The sequence below is a fragment of the Formosa haliotis genome (assembly GCF_001685485.1).
Classification (GTDB): domain Bacteria; phylum Bacteroidota; class Bacteroidia; order Flavobacteriales; family Flavobacteriaceae; genus Formosa; species Formosa haliotis.
In genome coordinates, this window is sequence record NZ_BDEL01000001.1 from 282,736 (window position 1) to 306,320 (window position 23,585).

Below are 23,585 nucleotides of genomic sequence, written 5' to 3' on the forward strand. Positions count from 1 at the left end.
TATTTAAAATGATTTATTTTTGGCTAAAATAAGAAAAATGGAACAAGCAAATTGGGTAACTGTCAAAGAATACGAAGACATTACTTATAAAAAATGTAATGGCGTGGCACGCATTGCATTTAACCGACCAGATATACGAAATGCCTTTAGACCAAAAACGACGAGTGAGTTGTACGATGCCTTTTATGATGCTAATGAAGATGTGAATATAGGAGTCGTATTATTATCTGCCGAAGGTCCATCGTCTAAAGATGGTGTTTATTCTTTTTGCAGTGGTGGAGACCAAAACGCAAGAGGAAAACAAGGTTATGTAGGAGAAGACGGGTACCACAGATTAAATATTTTAGAAGTTCAACGCTTAATCCGCTTTATGCCAAAAGTAGTTATTGCAGTCGTTCCTGGATGGTCTGTAGGTGGCGGACATTCGCTTCATGTGGTTTGCGATTTAACTTTGGCAAGTAAAGAACATGCTATTTTTAAACAAACAGATGCCGATGTTACAAGTTTCGATGCGGGTTATGGTTCTGCGTATCTAGCAAAAATGGTTGGACAAAAGAAAGCACGAGAAATTTTCTTTTTAGGAAGAAATTACTCGGCTCAAGAAGCTTTTGAAATGGGAATGGTTAACGCTGTTATTCCGCATGCAGAGCTAGAAGATACGGCATACGAATGGGCTCAAGAAATATTAGCTAAATCGCCTACATCTATTAAAATGTTGAAATTCGCTATGAATTTAACCGATGATGGTATGGTAGGCCAACAAGTATTTGCTGGAGAAGTTACACGTTTAGCTTATATGACAGATGAAGCTAAGGAAGGTAGAAATGCCTTTTTGGAAAAACGTAAGCCTAACTTCGAGAAAAAATGGATTCCATAAAAATTGCTTATGAGTAATGTTTCAAAATGGATTTCGGCTATGCGTTTACGAACCTTGCCGTTATCTATTTCAGGTATTATTGTTGGTGGATGTTTGGCTGCTTATAACGGATTTTTTATTCCGTTAATTTTTTCTCTAGCTATACTAACCACATTAAGTTTACAAATTTTATCTAATCTCGCTAACGATTATGGCGATGGGGTAAAAGGCACTGATAATGAAGATCGTATTGGCCCCATGCGGGCTTTACAAAGTGGTGCAATTACAGCAAAACAAATGTTATTTGCCATAAAGATAAACGTGGTAATTACCCTTATTTTAGCTTGCGCTTTAATTTATGTGTCTTTTGGATCTGAAAACTTCCTATTATCTCTGCTATTCTTTGTACTAGGGATAGGTTGTGTGGTTGCTGCCATAAAATATACCGTAGGAAATTCTGCCTACGGGTATAGAGGTTTGGGAGATATTTTTGTATTTGTATTTTTTGGATTAGTTAGTGTTATAGGAAGTTATGTGTTATTTGTTAAACGTATAGATGGGATAACTATTTTACCTGCAATTGCCATAGGACTGCTAAGTACAGGCGTTTTAAATTTGAATAATATGAGAGACATAGCATCTGATGCTAAATCGAATAAAAATACTTTAGTAGTGAAATTGGGTAGTAAAAGAGCTAAAAATTATCATTACTTTTTGGTTGGAGGTGCTATGGTTTTAACAGCATTATTTGGAGTATTGTATTATAAATCGCCATGGAATTTTATTTTTTTAGTGGTATTTATGCCTTTAATTAAACATATTATTACCGTATATAAAAATGAAATTCCTAAGGACTTAGATCCCGAGTTAAAAAAATTGGCTTTAAGTACATTCTTTTTAGCTTTGCTTTTAGGAATAGGTAGATTATTGTAAAAATATTCCTCATAAAATTGTTAAATAAATTTATTTTCACCTTAAATTATTAAAAATCAATAATTTAATTCGTATATTTATAACAGTTGATATTTCATTATTATCAATAGTAGGCTAATATTTAGCTTCATTTTTGGGGATTGAAAAACTCAGACAAATTATTTTTAATATGTCTGAGTTTTTTTTGTACTTTAATTTCAAAATATAGATATATGAAGATTACATATTACGGTCATGCCACACTTGGCATAGAAGTGAACGATGTTTCTATACTTGTAGATCCATTTATTACAGGAAACCCAAAAGCATCTCACATCGATATTAACAGCTTACAGGCAGATTACATTTTAATAACCCATGCACACCAAGATCACGTTTTAGATGTGGAGGCTATAGCAAAGCGAACCAATGCTGTTGTGGTGTCTAATGCTGAAATTGTTGCCCATTACGACAAATTAGGAATAGAAGGACACCCTATGAATTTTGGTGGCTCGTGGGATTTTGAATTTGGAACAGTAAAATATGTAGTAGCACAACATTCATCATCGTTCCCAGATGGTAGTTATGGTGGACAACCAGGTGGTTTTGTAATTGAAGGTGAGCGTAAAAATATTTACATAGCTGGAGATACATCTTTAACCATGGATATGAAATTAATTCCCTTATTTTTAAAGTTAGATTTAGCCATATTACCTATTGGAGACAACTTTACTATGGGAATAGATGAAGCCATTCATGCCAGCGATTTTGTAGAATGCGATAAGGTTTTAGGCTATCATTTTGACACGTTTGGATATATTGAAATAGATCATGAGGAAGCTAAACGTAAATTTTTTGATAAAAATAAGGACCTAATGCTATTAGAAATTGGTGAGAGTATAGAGTTGTAAATCTTTACCTTGAATAATATATTGGCTTTGTTTTAATTTCTTAAAGGAATTGAAATGAAGCTTTTTTTTATTCTATTTTCAGCCTAATAAACAAATTTGAAGTTTAATTTATTACAGATCAGTTTTTGTCGCTTATGATTATGAATTTTAGCGGTAGGTCTGTGTTTCTTAAGTATAAATTCGGCTTTAATTAAGATTGTTGCCCTTCAATTATATAAAAATTAAAAGAATTAATTATTAAGAATTTTGTGAAATATTTAGCGTACAAAGGGTAGGTAAAGAACGAAAATAATTGACTATTTTTGGGAATATGATTTCAGCAAGCTATCGAAAATATATCCTAAATTTTAAAAATCCTAGCGGAACTTCGAGAGGGGTACTAACAACTAAAGAGACTTGGTTCATTCATCTTAATAAAGATGGTAAAAATGGAGTGGGAGAGTGTGGTGTATTTAGAGGACTTTCGGCAGATGACAGACCCGATTTCGAAGAAAAATTGCAGTGGATTTGTAGGCATATTGAGAATGATTTAGAGGAATTATTAAATGAATTAATCGAGTTTCCAAGCATCCAATTTGGTTTAGAAATGGCCTTTAAATCGTTAGCGGGAAAACACCCTTTTGAGCTATTTCCATCAAAATTTACGAAAGGCCAAGATGCTATACCCATTAATGGATTAATTTGGATGGGAAGTGAAGATTTTATGAAATCTCAAATTAAAGATAAAATTGAAGCTGGTTTTAGTTGTATAAAAATGAAAATTGGAGCCATCGACTTTCAAACCGAAATAGATATGTTAAAAGCTATTCGGAAGGAATTTTCAGCTTCTGAAATTGAGTTACGGGTCGATGCTAATGGAGCTTTTAGTACTAAAGAGGCGCTAGAAAAATTAAAAATTTTATCAGAATTTCAATTACATTCTATAGAACAACCTATTAAAGCAGGGCAACTGGAAAGTATGGCGCAACTATGCGAGCAAACTCCTCTGCCTATTGCTTTAGATGAAGAGTTAATTGGAGTATTTAAAGAGCAAGATAAACAGAACTTATTAAAGCAAATTAAGCCGCAATATATTATTTTAAAGCCTAGTTTGGTAGGCGGATTTCAGGGCAGTAATTCATGGATTTCTTTAGCAGAAAAACAAGAAATAAATTGGTGGATAACCAGTGCTTTAGAAAGTAATGTTGGCCTAAATGCTATAGCGCAGTACACATATATTTTGCACAGCGATTTACCACAAGGCTTAGGTACAGGTGGTTTATTTACCAATAATTTTGAGTCGCCTTTACAAGTAAAAAATGGTACATTGCAGTACCAAACAAACCTAAATTGGAACTATAATTTTTAATTAAAAATATGTATATAAGTCAGGCTTATAAAGGATTACATGAATGGTGGCGTTATATAATAGGGGCAATTATAGCGTTTATTGGAATTATTATTTTCTCGGTTCCACATCTTGTCGCATTGGGGATAAAGACCATGCAAGGTGGTATCGATTTATCCAGAATGGACGACACCAATTACATCATGACTCTTTTTGATTCTAATTTAAACCTGGTGTATGTTTTATTACCTTTTTTAGGCGGACTCATATTTTTGTTATTAGCAGTAAAATATGTACATAAATTATCCATTTTAAAGCTAACCACTACCAGAGATCGAGTAGATTGGAAGCGTGTATTTTTCTCCTTTTTTTTATGGGGAGGGGTTTCTTCATTATTTATAATTGTAGATTATTTTATTGCACCTGAAAATTATCAATATAATTTCGAATTGAATAGGTTTCTGTTGTTAGCAGTAATTGCAATTGTATTAATCCCTTTTCAAACCAGTTTTGAGGAATATTTATTCAGAGGATATTTAATGCAAGGCATCGGGGTGATTTCAAAATCTAAATTAGTTCCCTTAGTGTTAACCTCTATTATTTTTGGCGGATTACACATAGCCAATCCTGAAGTTGCGAAGTTAGGGAACACCATAATGATATACTATATAGGTACAGGTTTGTTTTTGGGTGTGTTAACCTTGATGGATGAAGGTATGGAATTGTCGCTAGGTTTTCATGCTGCAAATAATTTGTTTACCGCGTTATTGGTAACATCCGACTGGAGTGCGTTGCAAACCTATTCTATTTTTAAAGACATTTCTAATCCAGAAGAATCAGGATTAATGGAAATATTTGTTCCTGTTTTTATTGTATTTCCTATATTACTTTATATATTTTCAAAAACATACAATTGGACAAACTGGAAGGACAAATTAACCGGACGTGTTTTAGAGCCTATACGGGAGCCGATATTAGAACATCAAGAATTACAAAATCATAATACTATAAACATTATTTCTCATGATAACAGCAGTGAAGACCAAAGTCCCAACCTACGATAAAATTCATTTAAAGTTTAAATTAAATGGACGGTATTACGATACCGAATCTTTAAAAGAAGTTGCGTATTGTTTTATTAAAGAAGGAGAGCCACACCAAAAAACACTAGGTGATTTTTTGCAAGCTTGGTTAGATAATAATGACTATGTAGAAGTACAAACTTCAGGATCTATCGGGGTTCCTAAAATGATTAAAATTAAAAAACAAGCCATGGTAAATTCGGCTATAGCAACAGGAAATGCGTTTAACTTACGCCCTGGAGATAGTCTTTTACATTGTTTACCTTTTAATTTTATTTCGGGAAGAATGATGCTGGTTCGCGCTATGATTTTAGGCTTAGAATTAGATGTGGTACCACCTCGTGCAACACCAGTTTTCGATGAGACCAAAACTTACGATTTTTCTGCTATGATTCCATTACAAGCCGAAAACTTGTTACCTAAATTACATCATTTTAAATCTTTAATAATTGGAGGAGCAGCAGTATCACATCAATTGTTAGAAGATATTCAAAATATAGATACACAATGTTATTCAACTTACGGAATGACGGAAACTGTGAGTCATATTGCGTTTAAACCGCTTAACGGACCAGACAAGTCAGACTGGTACAAAGCAATGCCAAATGTAAATATATCTCTAAACGATAAGGATTGTATAGTTATAGATGCTAAGTATTTATTTGATGAGCCTTTAGAAACAAATGATGTCGCCGTATTACAGTCGGAAAATGAATTTAAATTAGTAGGAAGAATTGATAATGTGATTAATTCTGGCGGATTAAAATTATTCGCAGAACAAATTGAAAAACATTTAACAGGTGACATTTCTAATCGCTTTTTTGTTGCTGGAGAGCCAGATGACAAATTAGGGGAACGTTTAATTTTGGTGATTGAAGGTGAAGAAACACCTATAGATGTAAGTTCATTTAAAGGACTTCAGAAAAATGAAAAGCCAAAGGCCGTATATTTTGTTCCTAAATTTATAGAAACACCAAATCGTAAAATTCAGCGTAAAAAAACCTTAGAATTATTAAAGAAATAAAATCTAAGACTTGAAATTTTTAATTTATTGCTGCTTTTTAAAATAGTAATCGGCAGAGTTTTTACCTGAACCATAAATTAGAAAAAACAGAGAAATAAATAAAGTAATTGTTGCTATTGCTAGATCTAACAGATGAATTTCCCCAAAGAAATTGATAGCAATAGCACCAATTAATATTGGGATTTGAGCCAGACTAGCCCACCGTGTTAATAGCCCGAAAATAATTAATAGTCCGCCTATAAAAAGGGCAGGCGCTACGTAATGTAAGATTAACATGCTTCCTCCCCAATTTTGAAAAGGAGTAAGTAAGTCTACAAGAATCTGGCTACTTGTCATAAAGTTAATACCTTTAATAAAAAGGAATACTCCTAAACCAATGCGCAACATATCTATGGGTAAAGCAGTATTTACATTCGCCCATTTGTTAAGTGTTTTAATCGTTTCCATAACTTTAAATTGTTGATTTACATAAACTTAAGTTACGAAAAATCGATGAGAATAAAAAGTTAAATGTTCTGGATCTCAATAGTTTACAGGTTTTTAAAACTTAATTTTGGATGTGAAAGCTAAACTTTAAAAGTAAGGTTTAGAATGTGTTAGGTGAAATTAGTGTAAAGTGTGGTTAGTATTACACCTTTATTAGAACCCAAATTTATAGCTAACAATTCTTGTTCTTCTTTAATTTTGAAATTAAAAGGTGCCGCTAAAATATTTACGCCGCTTTGTTTTTTAAGCCTAATCCCTTGCCCAGAAATAATATCGATATTGGGTATAAAGTCACCTTCCGGTATGTGCTCTGTTAAGATAATATATTTAAAGTCCTTTAACTTTTCTAAAATACGTTGTATTTCGGTGTTTGACAGATGTTGTAAAACTTGTCTTAAAAACACACAGTCGGCAGTTGGTAGGGGAGCTGTTGCAATATCTAGACATTGAAATTCTAAATGTGTCTGGTTAAAGTTGTTTTTGTTATGAGTTATAAGATCTTCTACTATATCTATTGCCACATATTTTTTAGTGAGTTTTACTAAAGTTTTTCCCACATTAAAATCGCCACAACCTAAATCGCAAACAGACAATGGCGTTTTAAAAGACTTTAAGAATTCGCTTACAACAGAGATATATGGATTTACAATATTTGGATTATGAGATCCGTCTCCAGAATAAAACTCGGCTGAATTATCGCCCCAAAGTTTCATGGCATACACTTGTTCCATTACAGCTTTAGTAGGCCAAGGGGTTTTTGTCTTTTTTCGAGTTATATGGGTACTCATAGATGTATGCTTATAGAAAGTAAAGGAGTTAAAGAAACTTCATTGTATTGTAATTTAGTTGATTGTGAAATTGAAAAATACAATTAAGAACTCAACAAATTTTAAAGAAGCGATACTAGTAAAATGAATCAATTAAGTCTTAATCTTTAAGCACCTCTTCGTAATCTTCGAAAAAGGCTTCAAACAGAGACATTTTTTCGTTTAAAAATTCCATGACATCCTGCCAAGTATTTTTATTATGGATAGATACTTTTTGATTTAAAGGCACATAAATCCTAGAAATTTCTTTTCCGTTTTCTAGAATAAATTCTTCCTCAAAAATAGCGTCGGGTAAATAATCGTCCTTTAAAATTGACTTTAAAGATTCTAACTTTCCCCAATTTTCTATTCTTTTTTCTAGATTGTCTTCAAGGTCTAGAGCAACTAAAGCACTTTTAGTATCAAAATGAAATTTAAAACTAAAGCCCTTAATTTTTGTATTGTATAAAAGCCATTTTCTAGGAAACGACTTTCCGAAACTGGTCCAAAATAATTCTCTTAACTGTCTTGATTCTTCTTTACTAAACATAATTTAAATGGCATAGGCAATCGCAACTCCTGCGAAAATAGCAATTAATTTACTTAAATTAAATTTATGACCTTCACTACTTTCAAACAATATGGTGGTTGATATATGGAAAAATATACCAATTACAATAGCATTTATAAGATGAATATAATCTTCTACTAAAGTAACATGATTAGATATAAATGTGCCAAGCGGAGTCATTATAGTAAATAAGGTAAGAAAAGCAACAACTTGCATCTTACTGTAATGCGATTGTAATAAATAGGTTGTAATTAATGTTGCGATAGGAATTTTATGAATTAAAACACCGTACACCATATCGTTATGGTGATGGATCGGGAACCCTTCTAAAAAACTATGAATACATAAACTTATAAATAGCAGCCATGGGAAATTATTGTCGTGTTTATGCACATGAACATGTCCGTGTTCGGCACCTTTAGAGAAAAATTCGAGTACAATTTGAAGTAAAATACCAAGCATTATAAATAATCCTGTTTGTTTCGGATCTAAATGATGGTAAACTTCTGGTAGTAATTCAAATAAAGTTAAAGCCAATAAAAACGCACCGCTAAACGAGAGTAATAACTTGGTTTTAAAAGCAGGTTTAGATTTGCTAACAAGCGCTAAAATAACACCTAAAACTACGGCAATTATGGGAAGTAAATATGATTTCATTATTTAAAAAGCATAACTAAACGGTCTGATGTTTTTGCATCAAACTTTTGTAATTTATAATTTCCAAAAACTTCTAATAAGTTAACTTCGGCAGCTTCAAAAAGGGCTTCAAAATCTTTTAAGGTAAAAGCTTTTACACGTTCTTGAAAGTTATAATCTTCACCTTGTAAAGTAAACGAAATGTCTTTTATAATATAATTATCTTTTACAAAACGTTTTAAATGAAAGGTAATATCGTCTACTTGCTTGGTTTCTTCTGGAACTAAATTAGCAATAACATAGTCGGTATTCATAAAATCGATAACTCCAATACCGTATTCGTTTAAATCGCTTTTTATGGCTTTAATGGTATTTAAGTTGTCTTCTTCATCATCAAAATAACCAAAACTTGTAAATAAATTAAAAACGGCATCAAAAGTGTCCGGAAACGGTTTGCACATATCGTGCACTTTAAATTTAAGAGTTTCGTTCTCAAATTGTTTAGCGAAGTTAATACTGTTTTCAGATAAATCAGCTCCAACAACATTATATCCTAAAGAGTTTAGGTAAATGGAATGTCTTCCTTTACCGCAGGCTAAATCGAGAATCTTACCAGTTTCAGAAATATTTAAATATTGGGTAAGGTTATCCATAAATAATTGGGCCTCTCTATCGTCTCTATCTTTGTATAAGGTGTGGTAAAAAGGCGTATCGAACCACGATACGTACCAGGTTGTTTTATCTTTTATCATTTCTAAACTATGTAGGGTGCAAAAATACTGTATTTTTGTAATCTATTTAAAGTAAATAATGGAGAATAATTTTAAAATGGTTGCCAAAACCTTATTTGGCTTTGAAGAATTATTAGCAAACGAATTAACAAAACTAGGTGCACTACAAGTTAAGATAGGTGTAAGAAACGTTAGTTTTGTTGGGGATAAAGGTTTTATGTACAAATGTAATTTGGGCTTACGTACGGCTATAAAAATTTTAAAACCTATTAAAACCTTTCGGGTTCGTTCAGAACAAGATATTTACGATAACATTTATAAAATGCCATGGGAAGACTATTTAAAGCCCACAGGTACTTTAGCTGTAGATGCTACAGTAAACTCAACAGTATTTACACATTCCCTATACATCGCCCAAAAAACAAAAGATGCAATCGTTGATAAGTTTAGAAAAGATACTGGAGTACGACCAAGTGTTGATTTAAAATTTCCAGATTTAAAGATAAACATCCATATTGATAGAGAACAATGCACGGTATCTTTAGATACTTCTGGCGATTCTTTACATAAACGTGGTTATAAAACAGCCACTAATATTGCGCCCATTAATGAAGTATTGGCAGCGGGCTTAATCATGCTATCGGGCTGGGATGGTCAAACCGACTTTATGGATCCAATGTGTGGAAGTGGAACTATTTTGGCTGAAGCAGCAATGATTGCTTGTAATATTCCGCCAAATTTAATGCGTAAAGAATTTGCTTTTGAACGTTGGGAAGATTGGGATGTAGAGCTTTTTGAAAAAATAGAAGAATCGTTACTGAATAAAACACGCGATTTTCATCATAAAATAATAGGGTTCGATAAATCGCCTTCGGCAGTTGCTAAAGCCAATGAAAATGTGAAAAATGCGCATTTAGATGAATTTATAACCATTAAACATGAAGATTTCTTTAAAACCCAAAAAGGAGGAGATGAGAAATTACACATGTTGTTTAATCCGCCATATGGGGAACGATTAAATATAGAAATGGAAGAGTTCTATAAACATATTGGAGATACTTTAAAACAGAATTATCCGGGGACAGATGCCTGGCTAATTACCTCGAATTTAGAAGCTTTAAAATATGTGGGATTAAGACCTTCGCGAAAAATTAAACTCTTCAATGCTAAATTAGAATCTCGTTTAGTGAAATATGTCATGTACGAAGGCAGCAAAAAAGCAAAAAAGCAAGGGTTATAACTCTTGCCTTTTTTTTTATACTATTAAATTCTGAAGATTTTTGTTACTAAAATTTTCTGAATTTAAATTTTTGGGTGCCTACAGATATTTGGGCTATTAGGCCACCTTTGGTTTTAGTAAATACAGCAACTCCTTTTGCAAATTTTCCATTAAAAGATTTTCCTCTATCAACTAAAGTTGCAGAAGCAAAGGCATCAAACTCGAACGTCCCTTTTTTAAATTTGTTTAATTCCTTTTTTGTTTCAAAGAAAATCACTTCTATAAAAGCTTCACCACCAGCTTGAAAACCAAGATTTAATTTTTTTAAACTCGCCATTCCTAAAACTTTGCCTCCCTTTTTGTACAACACACCATTTCCTGAAGCCGCACCAACTATAAAAGCGCCTTGTCCGGTGTTTGGAAAAATTACATATCCAGCAGCTTTATTAAAGTAATTCTTTAAATCAGGGCAGTCGTGTATTAAAGTTTGTTTGGCAGTTTCGGCATCTTTTATAATCTCGGTATCCTTTTCGCTTTGTGCAGCAACAGAAATACCAATACATAAAAAGAGAGCACCTAAGACTATTTTTTTTAAGTTATTCATAAATTAAATTTCTTAGAAATTGAAGTAAATTTAAGTGAAAAGTTCTTGAATATCAGATGTAAACTAAATATAATTAATATCTGTTCAATTAAATATGAGTTAGTGCATTATTAAATAAAAACGGTAAGCGATTTAATATTAAGTGTCTCGGCTAAAAATTAAAACACATACTATTTTTCCTTTTTGTAAAGCGGAATTAGGTAAGAAACAGAATAACCAAACCCAAATCCAATACCTAAGCTGTCGTAGGTTTTATAAAATCCGGGTACATACAAATTTTCGAAATTATCGGGTTCCTTTTGTGCTAACATACCCTTAAATTCTACATGTACACCTAAATATAAATTGTTTAATACCTCTGCTTTAATACCCAAAACGAGTTCTGCCCACAATGCGCTTAAACCATTATACTCTCTAAGGTCTGATGAAGAAAATTGGGGTGTCCAGTATTGGTTTTCACTATACACCGAATAACTGTTTAAAGTCTGACTGAAAGTACTTGCTCCAATACGTAATCCGCCATAAATCATGTTTTCCATGTCTAACCAATTTCGGTAGGCATTATAATCTATTCCAGCTTTAAAGTAAGACCCTTTAGTTGTAGCATTATAAAAATCGTTGCTTAACGTTATGTTTTCAGCACCAAATTCGCCAGCGAGATACAAGAATTTTGTGATTCTATAATCTCCCATAACTTCAAATCCTTGATAATCATCTTCAAAGGCTGTTCTTACTAATTGACTTAATTCTAAACCTAATCGTAATCCGTATTTTTCTTTTATAACAGTAGAATCTTTGCTTACTACGGTCAGTGTATCACTAGATGTCACTTTCATCTCGTCATTTTGAGCAGAAAGGTTTACTGTGAAAAGAAAAACACAGAACGCGGTACTAATGATATAATTTAAAATGTTCTTCATTTTCATCTTCTACAGATTGGTTATCGTTTACAGATCGTACTAATTGTATCCAATTATCATCATCTGGTTCAACATTTATGCTAACATTTCTATAAACCGTTTTGTATCCACAGGCACGAGAAACATAAACATCTTCCCTGTCGTAGGTAATGGTAATTATATCTTCATTTCCTGTAACATAGTCATCGCTTGTATCGTCTGGTGTTCCATTATCATTAACTACATATTCTTCGTGTAATTTATATTGCGTAATGGTATCTGTAGTTTTTAACGGAATGGCGATAGAATCTGTAGCAACAACATTGTAACCCGGAAGCACTTCGTCATTGCCAACACCCTGAACTCTTAGGTTTGTAACGCTTTTTAATACATCGGTATTAGGATTGGTAACATCGTAAAAACGAATAATTAGGCTAGGAGTGGTGGGTGTTTCGTTAGAGCAAATATCATCTCTTTCACAGCCCATAAAACAGAGTGCAATGAAGACTAAAAACAGGAATGAGTTTTTCATAAATGCGTTATCGTTTTTCTAATAGTACAACATTTTCTACATGATGCGTTTGCGGAAACATATCTACAGCACGAACTTTTGTTACTTTATACATGCTATCCATTAAGGCCAAATCTCTTGCTTGGGTAGCACTGTTACAACTAACATATACAATTTTTTCTGGAGCAACGTTAAGTAGCATTTCTACGACATCTTTATGCATCCCGTCTCGAGGTGGATCTGTAATTATAATATCTGGGTGACCATGAGTTTTTATAAATTCGGCATTGAATACATTTTTCATGTCTCCAACATAAAAATCTACATTATCTATATTATTTGCTTTAGCATTCTCTTTTGCCGCTAAAATGGCATCTGGAACGGCTTCTACACCAACCACTTTTTTAGCGTTTCTAGCAACAAATTGTGCAATAGTTCCGGTTCCGGTATATAAATCGTATACTAATTCGTTGCCAGTTAATCCTGCAAAATCGCGCGTTACTTTATATAATTCGTAAGCTTGATCGGAATTTGTTTGATAGAAAGACTTCGCATTAATTTTGAATTTTAGCCCTTCCATTTCCTCAAAAATATGATCGCGTCCACTAAAATATTCAATGTCTTGATCGTAAATAGTATCGTTAGCCTTGGTGTTTATAATGTATAATAAAGCGGTAATTTCAGGAAACGTTTCCTTTATATAATTCAGTAATAATTCACGTTTCCCCTTATCTTCTTTAAAAAATTGAATTAAAACCATTAATTCGCCTGTAGATGCCGTACGTATCATTAAAGTACGTAAAAGTCCGGTTTGATTTCGAGTGTTGAAGAACTCTAAATCATTTTCAATCGCAAATGTTTTTACAGCATTTCGTATAGCATTTGAAGGATCTTCTTGCAGATGACATTTTTTTATGTCTAAAATTTTATCCCACATTCCTGGAATATGAAATCCTAAAGCATTTTTATCGCCTAAATCTTTGTCAGATTGGATTTCCTCTAGGGTTAACCAACGACTGTCGCTAAACGAAAATTCCATTTTATTTCTGTAGAAATATTGCTTTGCAGATCCTAAAATAGGAGTGACTTCTGGTAATTCTATATGGCCTAACCGGCGTAAATTATTTTCAACTTCTTTTTGCTTATAAAATAGCTGATATTTATAATCCATATCCTGCCATTTACATCCACCACAAACTCCAAAATGCTCGCAAACTGGTGTTGTACGTTTATCTGATAACTTATGAAAAACCGTTGCTTTACCTTCGTAATAGGCTTTACGTTTTTTAAAGGTTTGAATATCTACCACATCTCCAGGAACAGCATTTGGTAAAAAAATGACAGCGCCATCTGGAGATTTAGCTATAGTTTTTCCTTTAGCACCAGCATCAAGGACTTCTATATTTGTAAAAACTTGTTTTTTATTTCTTCTAGACATGGCGCAAAAATAAGATGTTTTTAGCTTTTGGTTTGTATCACATCACATATTTTTTAGTCAAGTTGTCCTTTTTAAAACCATTATGCTTAAGATTGATTTTAAAAACCTTACTTAAAATTTTAATCCGCTTTTTATATTTAGTAATTTGCAAGCGTTTTATGGATGATTTCTCTCCATTTCTAAATTGTAATATTAATTTAGGGACAAGGTAGGAATAGAAAATTTTTCAATTTAAAATATATTAAAATGGCTGTTTTAGACCAAATAACTTCTCAGCAAGCAATCGACCTAGAAAATAAATACGGTGCTCACAACTATCATCCGTTACCTGTAGTTTTAACTAAAGGTGAAGGTGTTTATGTTTGGGATGTAGAGGGAAAAAAGTATTACGATTTTTTATCCGCTTATTCTGCAGTAAACCAAGGACATTGTCACCCTAAAATTGTAGGAGCAATGATGGAGCAGGCGCAACAATTAACTTTAACTTCTCGTGCTTTTTACAATGATGTGCTAGGCGCATACGAAAAATTTGCTTGCGAATATTTTGGTTTCGATAAATTATTACCAATGAATACTGGGGCAGAGGCTGTAGAAACAGCTCTGAAATTATGTAGAAAATGGGCATACGAAGTTAAAGGTATTGATGAAAATGAAGCCGAAATAATTGTTTGCGAAAATAATTTTCACGGTAGAACAACAACTATCATTTCATTTTCTAACGATCCGGTAGCTCGTGAAAATTTTGGACCTTTTACAAAAGGTTTTATAAAAATTGAATACGATAATTTAGAAGCTTTAGAATCGGCTTTAAAAGATAACCCTAATGTTGCAGGTTTTTTAGTAGAACCAATACAAGGAGAAGCGGGAGTATATGTACCAAGCGACGGTTATTTAGCAAAAGCAAAAGCATTATGCGAAAAATATAATGTTTTATTTATAGCCGACGAAGTACAAACAGGTATTGCAAGAACAGGGCAATTACTGGCTGTAAATCATGAAAATGTAAAACCGGATATATTAATATTAGGAAAGGCATTAAGCGGAGGGGCGTACCCAGTTAGTGCAGTGCTTGCCGATAATGTGGTTATGGATGTGATTAAACCAGGAAATCACGGAAGTACGTTTGGAGGTAACCCAGTAGCAGCAGCGGTAGCTATTGCGGCACTCACGGTTGTTAAGGAAGAGAATTTAGCCGAAAATGCAGAAGCTCTAGGCCAGTTATTTAGAAGTGAATTGAGTGCATTTATTGAAAAAAGTTCTATAGCAAAGCTGGTTCGTGGTAAAGGGTTATTAAATGCTGTATTAATTAACGATACAGAAGATAGTGATACGGCTTGGAATATTTGTTTAGCGCTAAGAGATAATGGATTGTTAGCCAAACCAACCCACGGAAATATTATCCGTTTTGCACCACCTTTAGTTATGAATAAAGAGCAGTTATTAGACTGTGTTCAAATTATAATTAATACTTTAAAGCAATTCGAAAAGTAGAGATAATTAGTTAATTAACTCATCATAAGATGGCCTGAATTATATTCGGGATAGCATGATAAGTTAAAAAGAATAAAATTTAAAAGCGACTCCTTAAAATATAAAGAGTCGCTTTTGTATTATAAGAATATGGTTTAAACATTTACTCATAACCATATTGACGCATAACTTCATGACTTTGTTCTATAATGACATCCCAATCTGTAGTAGCCAAGCTGTAAATAGTATAAAGTAAATTTATTCCATTTATTACTAAAATAACCAAAGCTATGGTTTTCGCGGTGTTCATGCCTTCAATATTATCGTAATTTTCAGGAACTAAAGCAGCTTCTTTTAGTTTATTGTTAGCCATATAAAAGGCTATTCCTGCCGGGATAACACCTAATCCGCCAAAACAACAACACAGTAGTCCTAGTCCAGATAAGACAAAAATGGGGGTGGTATTTAAATGAATTCTTTCCATATTTTATTTTAAGGTTAGTTTATAAATATAACTGCTAATAATGATAACAAGGTTAACAATAAACAGCCATTTTTTTATTGATTCTTGGTGTTTTATGGTTTTAAACAAATTAAAGATAAGAAAAAAAGCAAGAAGGATTAAGGTATAAATGGCAGGATACATTTTAAAAGCAGCAAAAAACTCACCGTTAAAAATTAAGGCAACAGCACGTTGCAATCCGCAACCCAAACATTCAAAACCGAAAAGTTTTTTATTTAAACAAGGTAGCATGTAATCTTCTATAGAAGACATAAATTTTGGGTTTAGAATTACAAATATACTACTATAGTAATGGATTTATTTTGAAGAAATAGAAACTACTTTATTTAAAATTGTAATTTTGATGACTTATTAGAAATTCTAAAACATGAAAAGGTCTCAAACCGTAAATTATATTTTAATTGTTATAGGCGTCTTGGTATCTATGTACGCTAAAGTAGATGCCAATCAAAACACATACCTTTTAATATTTGGAATTTGCTGTCTGCTGTTTGGCATATTTAGAATTTCGCAAACGATTCCTAGTAAAAGTGAAAAGGAAGATGATAATATAGATGAAGTTGAATAATTATGAAGTTTAAAAAAGGAGATACCGTTTCTGTTTTAGATGAAGATATCACGGGCGTGATTTTAAAGATTGAAGGGATGTCTGTTTCAGTAGAAACGACAGATGGTTTTATTTTAGAATTTGATGCTCACGAACTCATAAAAATTAAATCAGATACAGGTTTAGAGTCTCAACTCTTTCTAGATAATTCTATCAATCGAGTAATTTCAGAGAAGGAAGAGTTCAAGCCTAAAAAATCGGTTAGAGTGAAGCCTAAAGAACGATTTGAGCCTATGATGGAGGTCGATTTACATATTCATAATCTAACAAAATCGAATAAAGGCATGGGGAATTACGAGATGCTAAGTTTGCAATTAGACACGGCAAAACATAAACTAGAGTATGCCATGAAAAATAGAATTCAAAAAATTGTATTTATCCATGGCGTAGGTGAAGGGGTGCTAAGAATGGAGCTTGAGTATTTATTTAATCGCTACGATAATTTAAAATATTACGATGCGAATTATCAGAAATATGGGGTTGGAGCAACCGAGGTTTATATCTATCAGAATCCAAAATAGATTGTATTAATATTCTGATTACTCATAAAAATAAAGCGACCTAATGAATATTTAGGTCGCTTTTTATTTGTTTAGATTGTTTGTGTATTAAACACCAATTAAATCATATCTTCTGGTTTTACCCATTCGTCATAATCTTCGGCAGTTACATAACCTAAATTAATAGCTTCCTCTTTTAAAGTAGTCCCGTTTTTATGTGCAGTATTTGCAATTTCGGCCGCTTTGTAATATCCAATTTTAGTGTTTAGAGCAGTAACTAACATTAATGAATTGTTTAATAATTCTTTTATCACTTTGTGGTTAGGTTCTATACCTGCAGCACAATGAATATCAAAACTAACACAAGCATCACCTAAAAGTTGAGCAGATTGTAAGAAATTTAAAGCCATGATAGGTTTAAATACATTTAACTCGTAATGTCCTTGCGTTCCTGCAACAGAAATAGCCACATCGTTACCAATAACTTGAGCACAAACCATAGTTAATGCTTCACATTGGGTTGGGTTTACTTTTCCTGGCATAATAGAACTTCCTGGTTCGTTAGCAGGAATAATAATTTCTCCAATTCCACTACGTGGTCCAGAAGCCATCATTCTAATATCGTTGGCAATTTTATTTAAAGACACAGCCAATTGCTTTAAAGCACCATGCGATTCTACAATAGCATCATGTGCAGCCAAAGCTTCAAATTTATTTTTAGCTGTAATAAAAGGTAGTCCAGTAAATTTCGCTATATATTCTGCAACGCGTTTAGAGTATCCTTTTGGTGTATTTAATCCGGTACCAACAGCTGTTCCTCCTAAAGCCAATTCGCTTAAGTGAGGTAAAGTGTTTTCTAGTGCTTTTAAGCCGTGATCTAATTGAGATACATAACCAGAAAATTCCTGACCTAAAGTTAAAGGCGTAGCATCCATTAAGTGTGTACGTCCAATTTTAACTACATTTTTAAATTCTTCAGACTTCTTCTTTAAAGTGTCGCGAAGCTGAGTTACACTAGGAATCGTATTTTCTATAATTTTTTTATAGGCTGCAATATGCATACCTGTAGGGAAGGTGTCGTTAGACGATTGCGATTTATTCACGTCGTCGTTTGGTTGAATTGTTTTTTCACCTTCACCAATAACAAAACCTGCTAATTGATGCGCTCTATTAGCAATAACTTCGTTGGCATTCATGTTACTTTGTGTACCAGAACCTGTTTGCCAAACAACCAATGGGAATTGATCGTCATGTTTCCCTTCTAAAATTTCATCACAAACCTGAGCAATAAGATCACGTTTTTCAATAGGTAAAACACCTAATTCACAATTAGTAAAAGCAGCCGCCTTTTTTAAATAAGCGAATCCGTAAACAATTTCTAAAGGCATCGATGCCGGTGCTCCAATTTTAAAATTATTACGAGAACGTTCTGTTTGTGCACCCCAAAGTTTGTCTGCAGGCACTTTTACTTCGCCCATGGTGTCTTTTTCTATCCGATAATCCATTTTGATATTAATTTAATGAGTAACAAATTTAACAATTTTTGGTCTTTATTTTTCATCTGAGGAACTATATTTTTTTTAAAAATTTAAGATAAACTTAAGACATGTTTGTTGAGTATAATCAATAAATCTACTAATTTAGTAGATATTTAGAAATCAATAAAATAATTAAACCATGGCAACAATTAGATTAGGCGATGTCGCCCCAAATTTTACTGCAGAATCATCTGAAGGAACAATACATTTTCACGAGTGGTTAGGAGATAGCTGGGGTATTTTATTTTCCCATCCAGCCGATTATACTCCAGTATGTACTACAGAATTAGGTACAGTAGCAAAATATTCAGAAGAATTTAAAAAACGAAATGTAAAAGTAGTGGCCTTAAGTGTAGACGGATTAGAGTCGCATAAAGGTTGGATTAAAGATATAAACGAAACTCAGAATACAACAGTTAATTTCCCGATTATCGCCGATGAAGATAAAAAGGTTTCCGAGCTTTACGATATGATTCATCCTAATGCAGATAGTAATCTTACAGTAAGATCGGTGTTTATTATAGATCCCGATAAAAAAGTGAAATTAATGATTACTTATCCGGCATCTACCGGACGTAATTTTGATGAATTATTACGTGTAATCGATTCGCTTCAGCTTACAGCATATCATAAAGTAGCAACTCCAGCTAATTGGCAAAGTGGCGACGATTGTGTAGTGTCTCCTAGCATTGCAACGGCCGATATTCCTTCGCATTTTTCTAAAGGATTTAAGGAAATTAAACCGTATTTAAGAATGACGCCGCAACCAGATTTAAAATAATAGATTTTTTTTCGGAATTATATTTAAAAGCTATTGTATAAAAAAAGCATTTAATATATATTTGCGATTATTAAAATTATAGAAACTCATCAATTATGTTTGAATTTGACCAATATTTAGGCTTCCTAGCATTTTTATCAATATTAACCCTTGGATTTTGGTTAATGATCTTTTTAGTAACTTTTGTTGTTCCTTTTTGGATTGGTGGAGCGTTATTAGAACGTTTTAAAGAAATGAAAGAAGAAAAGAAGGCTAGAAGAGAAGCTCTTTAAGGCTAGTAATTCATACAAATTATCTTATAAAAAAAGGGAACTAATTAATTTTAGTTCCCTTTTTTATGTGTTTATGTGTTTATGTGTTTATGTGTTTATGTGTTTATGTGTTTATGTGTTTATGTTTTTTAAGTTTAAAAGCTGTTTCTTAAAAATCTCGAAAAACATACTCCCAATACAACATTACCGTTTTAAACAAAGTATAGATTCTAACTTAAAGTTAATCGACTTTACTTACTACGGCAAGTTTTTTTAAAATTGGTGTTAGCAAATCAATTATTTAAACATGTCCATACCTGGAATATCTGGCATGCCGTCTTTTGCTACTGCTGCCAATTCAGCTTCATTCACAGACGTTGCTTTGTCTATAGCTTTATTTAAAGTTAAAATTAAATAATCTTCAAGTTGCTCTTTGTCTTCAAGTAATTCGTCATCGATAGTGATCGACTTAATTTCTCTATTAGCCGTTAAAGTTATTTTTAATTTTCCGTCGTTGCTTTGTTCGTCAATTAAAACAGAGTTTAATCGCAATTTAGTGTCCTCTACTTTTTTCTGGGTTTCCTTTAATTTACCCATCATTCCCATTAGATCTCCAAACATATTTTTAATATTTTAAAATTCGATACAAAATTATTTAATTTTTATATTTTTGACAGTTAAATTCAAGAATAAATCAGAACCATTTGAAAAAAGATATTCAGCCTCCAATCGCTAAAAAAGTCCCAAAAGAATTAATAGCTCATAACGATGTAAGAATCGATAATTATTTTTGGTTAAACGACAGAGAAAACGAAGATGTTATAGCGTATTTAAATGCTGAAAATGAGTATACCAAACAGGCATTAAGGCATACCGAACAATTTCAGAAAGATTTGTTCGAAGAAATGAAATCTAGAATTAAGGAAGATGATGCCTCTGTACCTTATAAATTACATGGCTATTGGTATATTACACGTTACGAAAAAGGAAAGGATTACCCTATTTATACACGTAAAAAAGAATCTTTAGAAGCAAATGAGGAAATTCTCTTCGATTGTAATGAAATGGCTAAAGGACATTCTTATTTCAAACTAGGAGGTATTTCTATAAGTGAAGATAATACGCTTGCCGCTTTTTCTGTAGATACAGTGAGTAGACGACAGTATACCTTGCAAGTGAAAAATTTAATTACAGGAGAAATTTATCCGGATAAAATTTTAAATACTACAGGAGGTGCTACTTGGGCAAACGATAATAAAACCATTTTTTACACCCGTAAAGATGAAGTTACGTTACGTTCGCATAAAATTTTTAAACATAAACTTCATGCCAATTTAGAAGATGAAGAAGTGTATCATGAAACCGATGAAACTTTCAATACTTTTGTTTATAAAACGAAATCAGATAAATATATTGTTATAGGTTCGGCAAGTACATTAACTTCCGAATATCAATTTGTAAATGCCAATACACCCGATCTTCCTTTTAAAATGTTTCAGGAGCGCATACGCGAATTAGATTATGCCATTGCACATTATAATGATAGTTTTTATGTGATAACCAATGCCGATGGAGCAACCAATTTTAAACTATTAAAAACAACCGAAACCGAGACTGAGAAATCGTACTGGCAGGAAGTTTTACCACACCGAGCAGATGTTTTATTAGAAGATATAGAGATTTTTAAAGATTTCTTGGTAGTAAGTGAACGTGAAAATGGTTTAAATAATATAAGAATTATAAGTTGGGACGGCACGGAGGATTATTATTTGCCCTTCGAAAGTGAAACCTATACTGCTAATACAGGTAACAATCCAGATTTCGATAGTGAATTTTTACGCTATAGCTTTAACTCGTTAACTACACCAAGTTCTGTAATAGACTATAATTTTAAAACTAAAGAAAAAGTAGTTAAAAAGGAACAAGAGGTGTTAGGTGGTGAGTTTAACAAAGATAATTACAACTCTAAACGTGTTTGGGCAACAGCTCGCGACGGTGTTAAAGTGCCTATTTCGTTAGTGTATAAAAAAGGTATAGCGTTAAACGGCGAGAATCCGTTATTACTTTATGCTTACGGTTCTTATGGATCTACAATCGACCCGTATTTTTCTACAATTCGTTTAAGTTTATTAGATCGCGGTTTTATTTATGCCATAGCTCATATTCGTGGAGGCGAATATTTAGGAAGAGATTGGTACGAAAACGGGAAGTTGCTTACTAAAATGAATACGTTTTACGATTTTATAGACTGTACAAAGCATCTTATAACCGAAAATTACACCTCTACTAAGCATATGTATGCTTACGGCGGCTCTGCTGGCGGATTATTAATGGGAGCCATTATTAATTTAAATCCCGAATTATATAATGGTATAATTGCCGCTGTACCTTTTGTAGATGTAGTGACTACGATGTTAGACGACACTATTCCATTAACTACTGGTGAGTATGACGAATGGGGAAATCCTAATGAAGAGCCGTATTATAATTACATGAAGTCGTATTCGCCATACGATAATGTAGAGGCTAAAGACTATCCAAATATGTTAGTTACAACGGGTTTACACGATTCTCAAGTACAATATTGGGAGCCTGCAAAATGGGTAGCAAAGTTAAGAGATGTTAAAACTGATTCTAATAAATTATTATTCCAAATAGACATGGATGCAGGGCATGGTGGTGCTTCCGGACGATTTGAGAGTTTAAAAGAAGTTGCTTTAGAATATGTATTTCTGTTGGAATTAGAAGGAATCAGCTCATAAATAAAAAAAAATGCTTATTTTTGTCAGGTTTTAGTTATTTTACTAAATAAATAAGATAGCTTTTAAATAGCATTTATGGAACACAAAAATCAAGTTTTTGATAACGTACTAGATTTAGTTGGAAATACTCCGTTAATAAAACTAAATAAAATTACTTCTCAATTTAATGGTGATTTTTACGCAAAAGTAGAAGCCTTTAATCCTGGCCATTCATCGAAAGATAGGATTGCATTATATATTATAGAGCAAGCAGAAAAGCAAGGGCTTTTAAAACCTGGCGACACAATTATAGAAACTACTTCTGGAAATACCGGATTTAGTATTGCCATGGTTAGTATAATAAAGGGCTACGATTGTATTTTAGCTGTAAGTTCAAAATCTTCGGCAGATAAAATAGACATGCTTCGTACTATGGGAGCAAAGGTATATGTTTGTCCTGCCAACGTTAGTGCCGACGACCCGAGGTCTTATTACGAGGTTGCTAAACGATTACATGAAGAAATAAAAGGTTCTGTGTATATTAATCAATATTTTAATCAGTTAAATATCGATGCACATTACTGCTCTACAGGACCAGAAATTTGGAATCAAACAGAAGGTAAAATTACACACTTAGTAGCGTGTAGTGGTACCGGAGGAACCATTTCTGGGACTGCAAAATATTTAAAAGAACAAAATCCAGATATTAAAATTATTGGTGTAGATGCCTTTGGTTCGGTATTAAAAAAATACCATGAAACTAAAGAATTCGACGAAAAAGAAATTTATCCGTACCGTATAGAAGGTTTAGGTAAAAATTTAATTCCGTCTGCAACAGATTTTGATATTATCGACGAGTTTATAAAAGTTACAGACGAGGAAAGTGCTCATACAGCACGATTAATCGCAAAAAAAGAAGGCCTATTTGTTGGCTATACTTCTGGGGCTGCCATGCAAGCCATAATGCAACTTGGTAACGATAACAGATTCTCAGAACATGATGTTGTAGTAGTCATTTTTCCAGATCACGGGTCTCGTTATATGAGTAAAATTTACAGCGATAAGTGGATGAGTGAACAAGGATTTTTTGACAGTGTTAATATTGAAACTGCACAAAATATTCAATACATAAAATAATTATAATAAAGCACAATGCTTCAT

Annotated in this window: 27 protein-coding genes; 14 read left to right on the forward strand and 13 right to left on the reverse strand. The window is 32.8% G+C overall.

Going from position 1 to position 23,585, the window contains the following annotated elements; all coding sequences use genetic code 11:
- Nucleotides 1–37: 37 nt before the first annotated feature.
- The 6 genes from A9D35_RS01060 to A9D35_RS01085 all read left to right on the forward strand — a co-directional run bounded on the left by A9D35_RS01060 (nucleotide 38) and on the right by A9D35_RS01085 (nucleotide 6,112).
- Nucleotides 38–877 (forward strand): 1,4-dihydroxy-2-naphthoyl-CoA synthase, encoded by an 840-nt coding sequence (locus tag A9D35_RS01060; protein WP_066217901.1) that lies wholly within the window; start codon nucleotides 38–40, stop codon nucleotides 875–877.
- A 9-nt stretch (nucleotides 878–886) separates the two neighbouring features.
- Nucleotides 887–1,789, forward strand: a complete 903-nt coding sequence (gene menA, locus A9D35_RS01065) for a 1,4-dihydroxy-2-naphthoate octaprenyltransferase (protein ID WP_066217903.1) — start codon at nucleotides 887–889, stop codon at nucleotides 1,787–1,789.
- A 212-nt stretch (nucleotides 1,790–2,001) separates the two neighbouring features.
- On the forward strand, nucleotides 2,002–2,679 hold the full coding sequence (locus A9D35_RS01070; protein WP_066217905.1) for a metal-dependent hydrolase: 678 nt from the start codon (nucleotides 2,002–2,004) through the stop codon (nucleotides 2,677–2,679).
- A gap of 310 nt (nucleotides 2,680–2,989) precedes the next feature.
- Nucleotides 2,990–4,027: an o-succinylbenzoate synthase gene (locus A9D35_RS01075; protein WP_066217907.1), complete on the forward strand. Its 1,038-nt coding sequence runs from the start codon at nucleotides 2,990–2,992 to the stop codon at nucleotides 4,025–4,027.
- Nucleotides 4,028–4,035: 8 nt separating this feature from the next.
- Nucleotides 4,036–5,070: a CPBP family intramembrane glutamic endopeptidase gene (locus A9D35_RS01080; RefSeq protein ID WP_066217908.1), complete on the forward strand. Its 1,035-nt coding sequence runs from the start codon at nucleotides 4,036–4,038 to the stop codon at nucleotides 5,068–5,070.
- The gene (locus tag A9D35_RS01085; RefSeq protein WP_066217909.1) at nucleotides 5,030–6,112 is read left to right on the forward strand and encodes an AMP-binding protein; all 1,083 of its coding nucleotides are present in this window, start codon (nucleotides 5,030–5,032) and stop codon (nucleotides 6,110–6,112) included. Before A9D35_RS01080 ends, A9D35_RS01085 begins: the two co-directional genes overlap by 41 nt.
- A gap of 24 nt (nucleotides 6,113–6,136) precedes the next feature.
- Here A9D35_RS01085 and A9D35_RS01090 read toward each other — a convergent pair whose 3' ends face one another.
- From A9D35_RS01090 to A9D35_RS01110, 5 genes are all read right to left on the reverse strand, one after another.
- Nucleotides 6,137–6,559: a DoxX family protein gene (locus A9D35_RS01090; protein ID WP_066217910.1), complete on the reverse strand. Its 423-nt coding sequence runs from the start codon at nucleotides 6,557–6,559 to the stop codon at nucleotides 6,137–6,139.
- Nucleotides 6,560–6,708: 149 nt separating this feature from the next.
- Nucleotides 6,709–7,386 carry a class I SAM-dependent methyltransferase gene (locus A9D35_RS01095; protein WP_066217912.1) on the reverse strand — a complete coding sequence of 226 codons (678 nt, stop codon included), beginning with the start codon at nucleotides 7,384–7,386 and terminating at the stop codon, nucleotides 6,709–6,711.
- Between the two features lie 139 nt (nucleotides 7,387–7,525).
- A complete protein-coding gene (locus A9D35_RS01100; protein ID WP_066217913.1) occupies nucleotides 7,526–7,954 on the reverse strand; it encodes a DUF4268 domain-containing protein in 429 nt (142 codons plus the stop codon).
- Between the two features lie 3 nt (nucleotides 7,955–7,957).
- Entirely contained in the window at nucleotides 7,958–8,632 is a 675-nt protein-coding gene (locus A9D35_RS01105; protein ID WP_066217914.1) for a ZIP family metal transporter, read from the reverse strand.
- A complete protein-coding gene (locus A9D35_RS01110) occupies nucleotides 8,632–9,363 on the reverse strand; it encodes a class I SAM-dependent methyltransferase (protein ID WP_066217915.1) in 732 nt (243 codons plus the stop codon). The genes A9D35_RS01105 and A9D35_RS01110 overlap by 1 nt, the downstream gene beginning before the upstream one ends.
- A gap of 58 nt (nucleotides 9,364–9,421) precedes the next feature.
- Here A9D35_RS01110 and A9D35_RS01115 point away from each other — a divergent pair, with 58 nt between their 5' ends.
- Nucleotides 9,422–10,582 (forward strand): THUMP domain-containing class I SAM-dependent RNA methyltransferase, encoded by a 1,161-nt coding sequence (locus A9D35_RS01115; protein WP_066217916.1) that lies wholly within the window; start codon nucleotides 9,422–9,424, stop codon nucleotides 10,580–10,582.
- 46 nt (nucleotides 10,583–10,628) lie between these two features.
- Here A9D35_RS01115 and A9D35_RS01120 read toward each other — a convergent pair whose 3' ends face one another.
- The 4 genes from A9D35_RS01120 to rlmD form a co-directional block, all read right to left on the reverse strand.
- Nucleotides 10,629–11,165, reverse strand: coding sequence for a lipid-binding SYLF domain-containing protein (locus A9D35_RS01120; RefSeq protein WP_066217918.1), 537 nt, complete (start codon nucleotides 11,163–11,165; stop codon nucleotides 10,629–10,631).
- A 170-nt stretch (nucleotides 11,166–11,335) separates the two neighbouring features.
- Nucleotides 11,336–12,085: a DUF6048 family protein gene (locus A9D35_RS01125; protein WP_235817829.1), complete on the reverse strand. Its 750-nt coding sequence runs from the start codon at nucleotides 12,083–12,085 to the stop codon at nucleotides 11,336–11,338.
- A complete protein-coding gene (locus A9D35_RS01130; RefSeq protein WP_141675453.1) occupies nucleotides 12,057–12,596 on the reverse strand; it encodes a DUF6452 family protein in 540 nt (179 codons plus the stop codon). Before A9D35_RS01130 ends, A9D35_RS01125 begins: the two co-directional genes overlap by 29 nt.
- A 7-nt stretch (nucleotides 12,597–12,603) precedes the next feature.
- Nucleotides 12,604–14,013, reverse strand: a complete 1,410-nt coding sequence (rlmD, locus tag A9D35_RS01135) for a 23S rRNA (uracil(1939)-C(5))-methyltransferase RlmD (RefSeq protein ID WP_066217923.1) — start codon at nucleotides 14,011–14,013, stop codon at nucleotides 12,604–12,606.
- A 246-nt stretch (nucleotides 14,014–14,259) separates the two neighbouring features.
- On the opposite strand from rlmD, the gene rocD reads away from it, so the two are divergent.
- The gene (gene rocD / locus A9D35_RS01140; RefSeq protein ID WP_066217925.1) at nucleotides 14,260–15,504 is read left to right on the forward strand and encodes an ornithine--oxo-acid transaminase; all 1,245 of its coding nucleotides are present in this window, start codon (nucleotides 14,260–14,262) and stop codon (nucleotides 15,502–15,504) included.
- Nucleotides 15,505–15,646: 142 nt separating this feature from the next.
- Here the strand turns inward: rocD and A9D35_RS01145 are convergent, their stop codons facing one another.
- Both A9D35_RS01145 and A9D35_RS01150 read right to left on the reverse strand, forming a co-directional pair.
- Nucleotides 15,647–15,967 carry a CCC motif membrane protein gene (locus tag A9D35_RS01145; protein ID WP_066217929.1) on the reverse strand — a complete coding sequence of 107 codons (321 nt, stop codon included), beginning with the start codon at nucleotides 15,965–15,967 and terminating at the stop codon, nucleotides 15,647–15,649.
- 3 nt (nucleotides 15,968–15,970) lie between these two features.
- Complete coding sequence (locus A9D35_RS01150; protein ID WP_066217931.1) at nucleotides 15,971–16,258, reverse strand: DUF2752 domain-containing protein; 288 nt, start codon at nucleotides 16,256–16,258, stop codon at nucleotides 15,971–15,973.
- 115 nt (nucleotides 16,259–16,373) lie between these two features.
- On the opposite strand from A9D35_RS01150, the gene A9D35_RS01155 reads away from it, so the two are divergent.
- Both A9D35_RS01155 and A9D35_RS01160 read left to right on the forward strand, forming a co-directional pair.
- Nucleotides 16,374–16,574 carry a hypothetical protein gene (locus A9D35_RS01155; protein ID WP_066217933.1) on the forward strand — a complete coding sequence of 67 codons (201 nt, stop codon included), beginning with the start codon at nucleotides 16,374–16,376 and terminating at the stop codon, nucleotides 16,572–16,574.
- Nucleotides 16,575–16,576: 2 nt separating this feature from the next.
- Nucleotides 16,577–17,134, forward strand: coding sequence for a DUF8465 domain-containing protein (locus A9D35_RS01160; RefSeq protein WP_066217935.1), 558 nt, complete (start codon nucleotides 16,577–16,579; stop codon nucleotides 17,132–17,134).
- A gap of 98 nt (nucleotides 17,135–17,232) precedes the next feature.
- Here A9D35_RS01160 and fumC read toward each other — a convergent pair whose 3' ends face one another.
- Nucleotides 17,233–18,618, reverse strand: coding sequence for a class II fumarate hydratase (fumC, locus tag A9D35_RS01165; RefSeq protein WP_066217938.1), 1,386 nt, complete (start codon nucleotides 18,616–18,618; stop codon nucleotides 17,233–17,235).
- A gap of 172 nt (nucleotides 18,619–18,790) precedes the next feature.
- Here fumC and A9D35_RS01170 point away from each other — a divergent pair, with 172 nt between their 5' ends.
- Nucleotides 18,791–19,432, forward strand: coding sequence for a peroxiredoxin (locus A9D35_RS01170; protein WP_066217940.1), 642 nt, complete (start codon nucleotides 18,791–18,793; stop codon nucleotides 19,430–19,432).
- Between the two features lie 95 nt (nucleotides 19,433–19,527).
- On the forward strand, nucleotides 19,528–19,704 hold the full coding sequence (locus A9D35_RS18750; protein ID WP_162841017.1) for a hypothetical protein: 177 nt from the start codon (nucleotides 19,528–19,530) through the stop codon (nucleotides 19,702–19,704).
- Nucleotides 19,705–19,980: 276 nt separating this feature from the next.
- Here the strand turns inward: A9D35_RS18750 and A9D35_RS01175 are convergent, their stop codons facing one another.
- A complete protein-coding gene (locus A9D35_RS01175; protein ID WP_066217942.1) occupies nucleotides 19,981–20,304 on the reverse strand; it encodes a YbaB/EbfC family nucleoid-associated protein in 324 nt (107 codons plus the stop codon).
- A gap of 83 nt (nucleotides 20,305–20,387) precedes the next feature.
- Between A9D35_RS01175 and A9D35_RS01180 the strand changes: the two genes are divergently transcribed.
- Both A9D35_RS01180 and capA read left to right on the forward strand, forming a co-directional pair.
- Nucleotides 20,388–22,445: a S9 family peptidase gene (locus A9D35_RS01180; protein WP_066217944.1), complete on the forward strand. Its 2,058-nt coding sequence runs from the start codon at nucleotides 20,388–20,390 to the stop codon at nucleotides 22,443–22,445.
- Nucleotides 22,446–22,520: 75 nt separating this feature from the next.
- A complete protein-coding gene (gene capA, locus A9D35_RS01185; protein WP_066217945.1) occupies nucleotides 22,521–23,561 on the forward strand; it encodes a cysteate synthase in 1,041 nt (346 codons plus the stop codon).
- The last annotated feature ends 24 nt before the right edge of the window (nucleotides 23,562–23,585 follow it).

What these genes read in the sequence shown, in the direction of transcription:
- A9D35_RS01105 (WP_066217914.1), bottom strand. Translation starts at nt 8,632, where the DNA reads ATGAAATCATATTTACTTCCCATAATTGCCGTAGTTTTAGGTGTTATT.
- A9D35_RS01125 (WP_235817829.1), bottom strand. Translation starts at nt 12,085, where the DNA reads ATGAAGAACATTTTAAATTATATCATTAGTACCGCGTTCTGTGTTTTT.
- A9D35_RS01070 (WP_066217905.1), top strand. Translation starts at nt 2,002, where the DNA reads ATGAAGATTACATATTACGGTCATGCCACACTTGGCATAGAAGTGAAC.
- menA (WP_066217903.1), top strand. Translation starts at nt 887, where the DNA reads ATGAGTAATGTTTCAAAATGGATTTCGGCTATGCGTTTACGAACCTTG.
- A9D35_RS01175 (WP_066217942.1), bottom strand. Translation starts at nt 20,304, where the DNA reads ATGTTTGGAGATCTAATGGGAATGATGGGTAAATTAAAGGAAACCCAG.
- rocD (WP_066217925.1), top strand. Translation starts at nt 14,260, where the DNA reads ATGGCTGTTTTAGACCAAATAACTTCTCAGCAAGCAATCGACCTAGAA.
- rlmD (WP_066217923.1), bottom strand. Translation starts at nt 14,013, where the DNA reads ATGTCTAGAAGAAATAAAAAACAAGTTTTTACAAATATAGAAGTCCTT.
- A9D35_RS01150 (WP_066217931.1), bottom strand. Translation starts at nt 16,258, where the DNA reads ATGTCTTCTATAGAAGATTACATGCTACCTTGTTTAAATAAAAAACTT.
- A9D35_RS18750 (WP_162841017.1), top strand. Translation starts at nt 19,528, where the DNA reads ATGTTTGAATTTGACCAATATTTAGGCTTCCTAGCATTTTTATCAATA.
- A9D35_RS01090 (WP_066217910.1), bottom strand. Translation starts at nt 6,559, where the DNA reads ATGGAAACGATTAAAACACTTAACAAATGGGCGAATGTAAATACTGCT.
- A9D35_RS01130 (WP_141675453.1), bottom strand. Translation starts at nt 12,596, where the DNA reads ATGAAAAACTCATTCCTGTTTTTAGTCTTCATTGCACTCTGTTTTATG.
- A9D35_RS01110 (WP_066217915.1), bottom strand. Translation starts at nt 9,363, where the DNA reads ATGATAAAAGATAAAACAACCTGGTACGTATCGTGGTTCGATACGCCT.
- fumC (WP_066217938.1), bottom strand. Translation starts at nt 18,618, where the DNA reads ATGGATTATCGGATAGAAAAAGACACCATGGGCGAAGTAAAAGTGCCT.
- A9D35_RS01095 (WP_066217912.1), bottom strand. Translation starts at nt 7,386, where the DNA reads ATGAGTACCCATATAACTCGAAAAAAGACAAAAACCCCTTGGCCTACT.
- A9D35_RS01085 (WP_066217909.1), top strand. Translation starts at nt 5,030, where the DNA reads ATGATAACAGCAGTGAAGACCAAAGTCCCAACCTACGATAAAATTCAT.
- A9D35_RS01120 (WP_066217918.1), bottom strand. Translation starts at nt 11,165, where the DNA reads ATGAATAACTTAAAAAAAATAGTCTTAGGTGCTCTCTTTTTATGTATT.
- A9D35_RS01080 (WP_066217908.1), top strand. Translation starts at nt 4,036, where the DNA reads ATGTATATAAGTCAGGCTTATAAAGGATTACATGAATGGTGGCGTTAT.
- A9D35_RS01075 (WP_066217907.1), top strand. Translation starts at nt 2,990, where the DNA reads ATGATTTCAGCAAGCTATCGAAAATATATCCTAAATTTTAAAAATCCT.
- A9D35_RS01100 (WP_066217913.1), bottom strand. Translation starts at nt 7,954, where the DNA reads ATGTTTAGTAAAGAAGAATCAAGACAGTTAAGAGAATTATTTTGGACC.
- A9D35_RS01060 (WP_066217901.1), top strand. Translation starts at nt 38, where the DNA reads ATGGAACAAGCAAATTGGGTAACTGTCAAAGAATACGAAGACATTACT.
- A9D35_RS01115 (WP_066217916.1), top strand. Translation starts at nt 9,422, where the DNA reads ATGGAGAATAATTTTAAAATGGTTGCCAAAACCTTATTTGGCTTTGAA.
- A9D35_RS01155 (WP_066217933.1), top strand. Translation starts at nt 16,374, where the DNA reads ATGAAAAGGTCTCAAACCGTAAATTATATTTTAATTGTTATAGGCGTC.
- A9D35_RS01160 (WP_066217935.1), top strand. Translation starts at nt 16,577, where the DNA reads ATGAAGTTTAAAAAAGGAGATACCGTTTCTGTTTTAGATGAAGATATC.
- A9D35_RS01145 (WP_066217929.1), bottom strand. Translation starts at nt 15,967, where the DNA reads ATGGAAAGAATTCATTTAAATACCACCCCCATTTTTGTCTTATCTGGA.
- A9D35_RS01170 (WP_066217940.1), top strand. Translation starts at nt 18,791, where the DNA reads ATGGCAACAATTAGATTAGGCGATGTCGCCCCAAATTTTACTGCAGAA.
- capA (WP_066217945.1), top strand. Translation starts at nt 22,521, where the DNA reads ATGGAACACAAAAATCAAGTTTTTGATAACGTACTAGATTTAGTTGGA.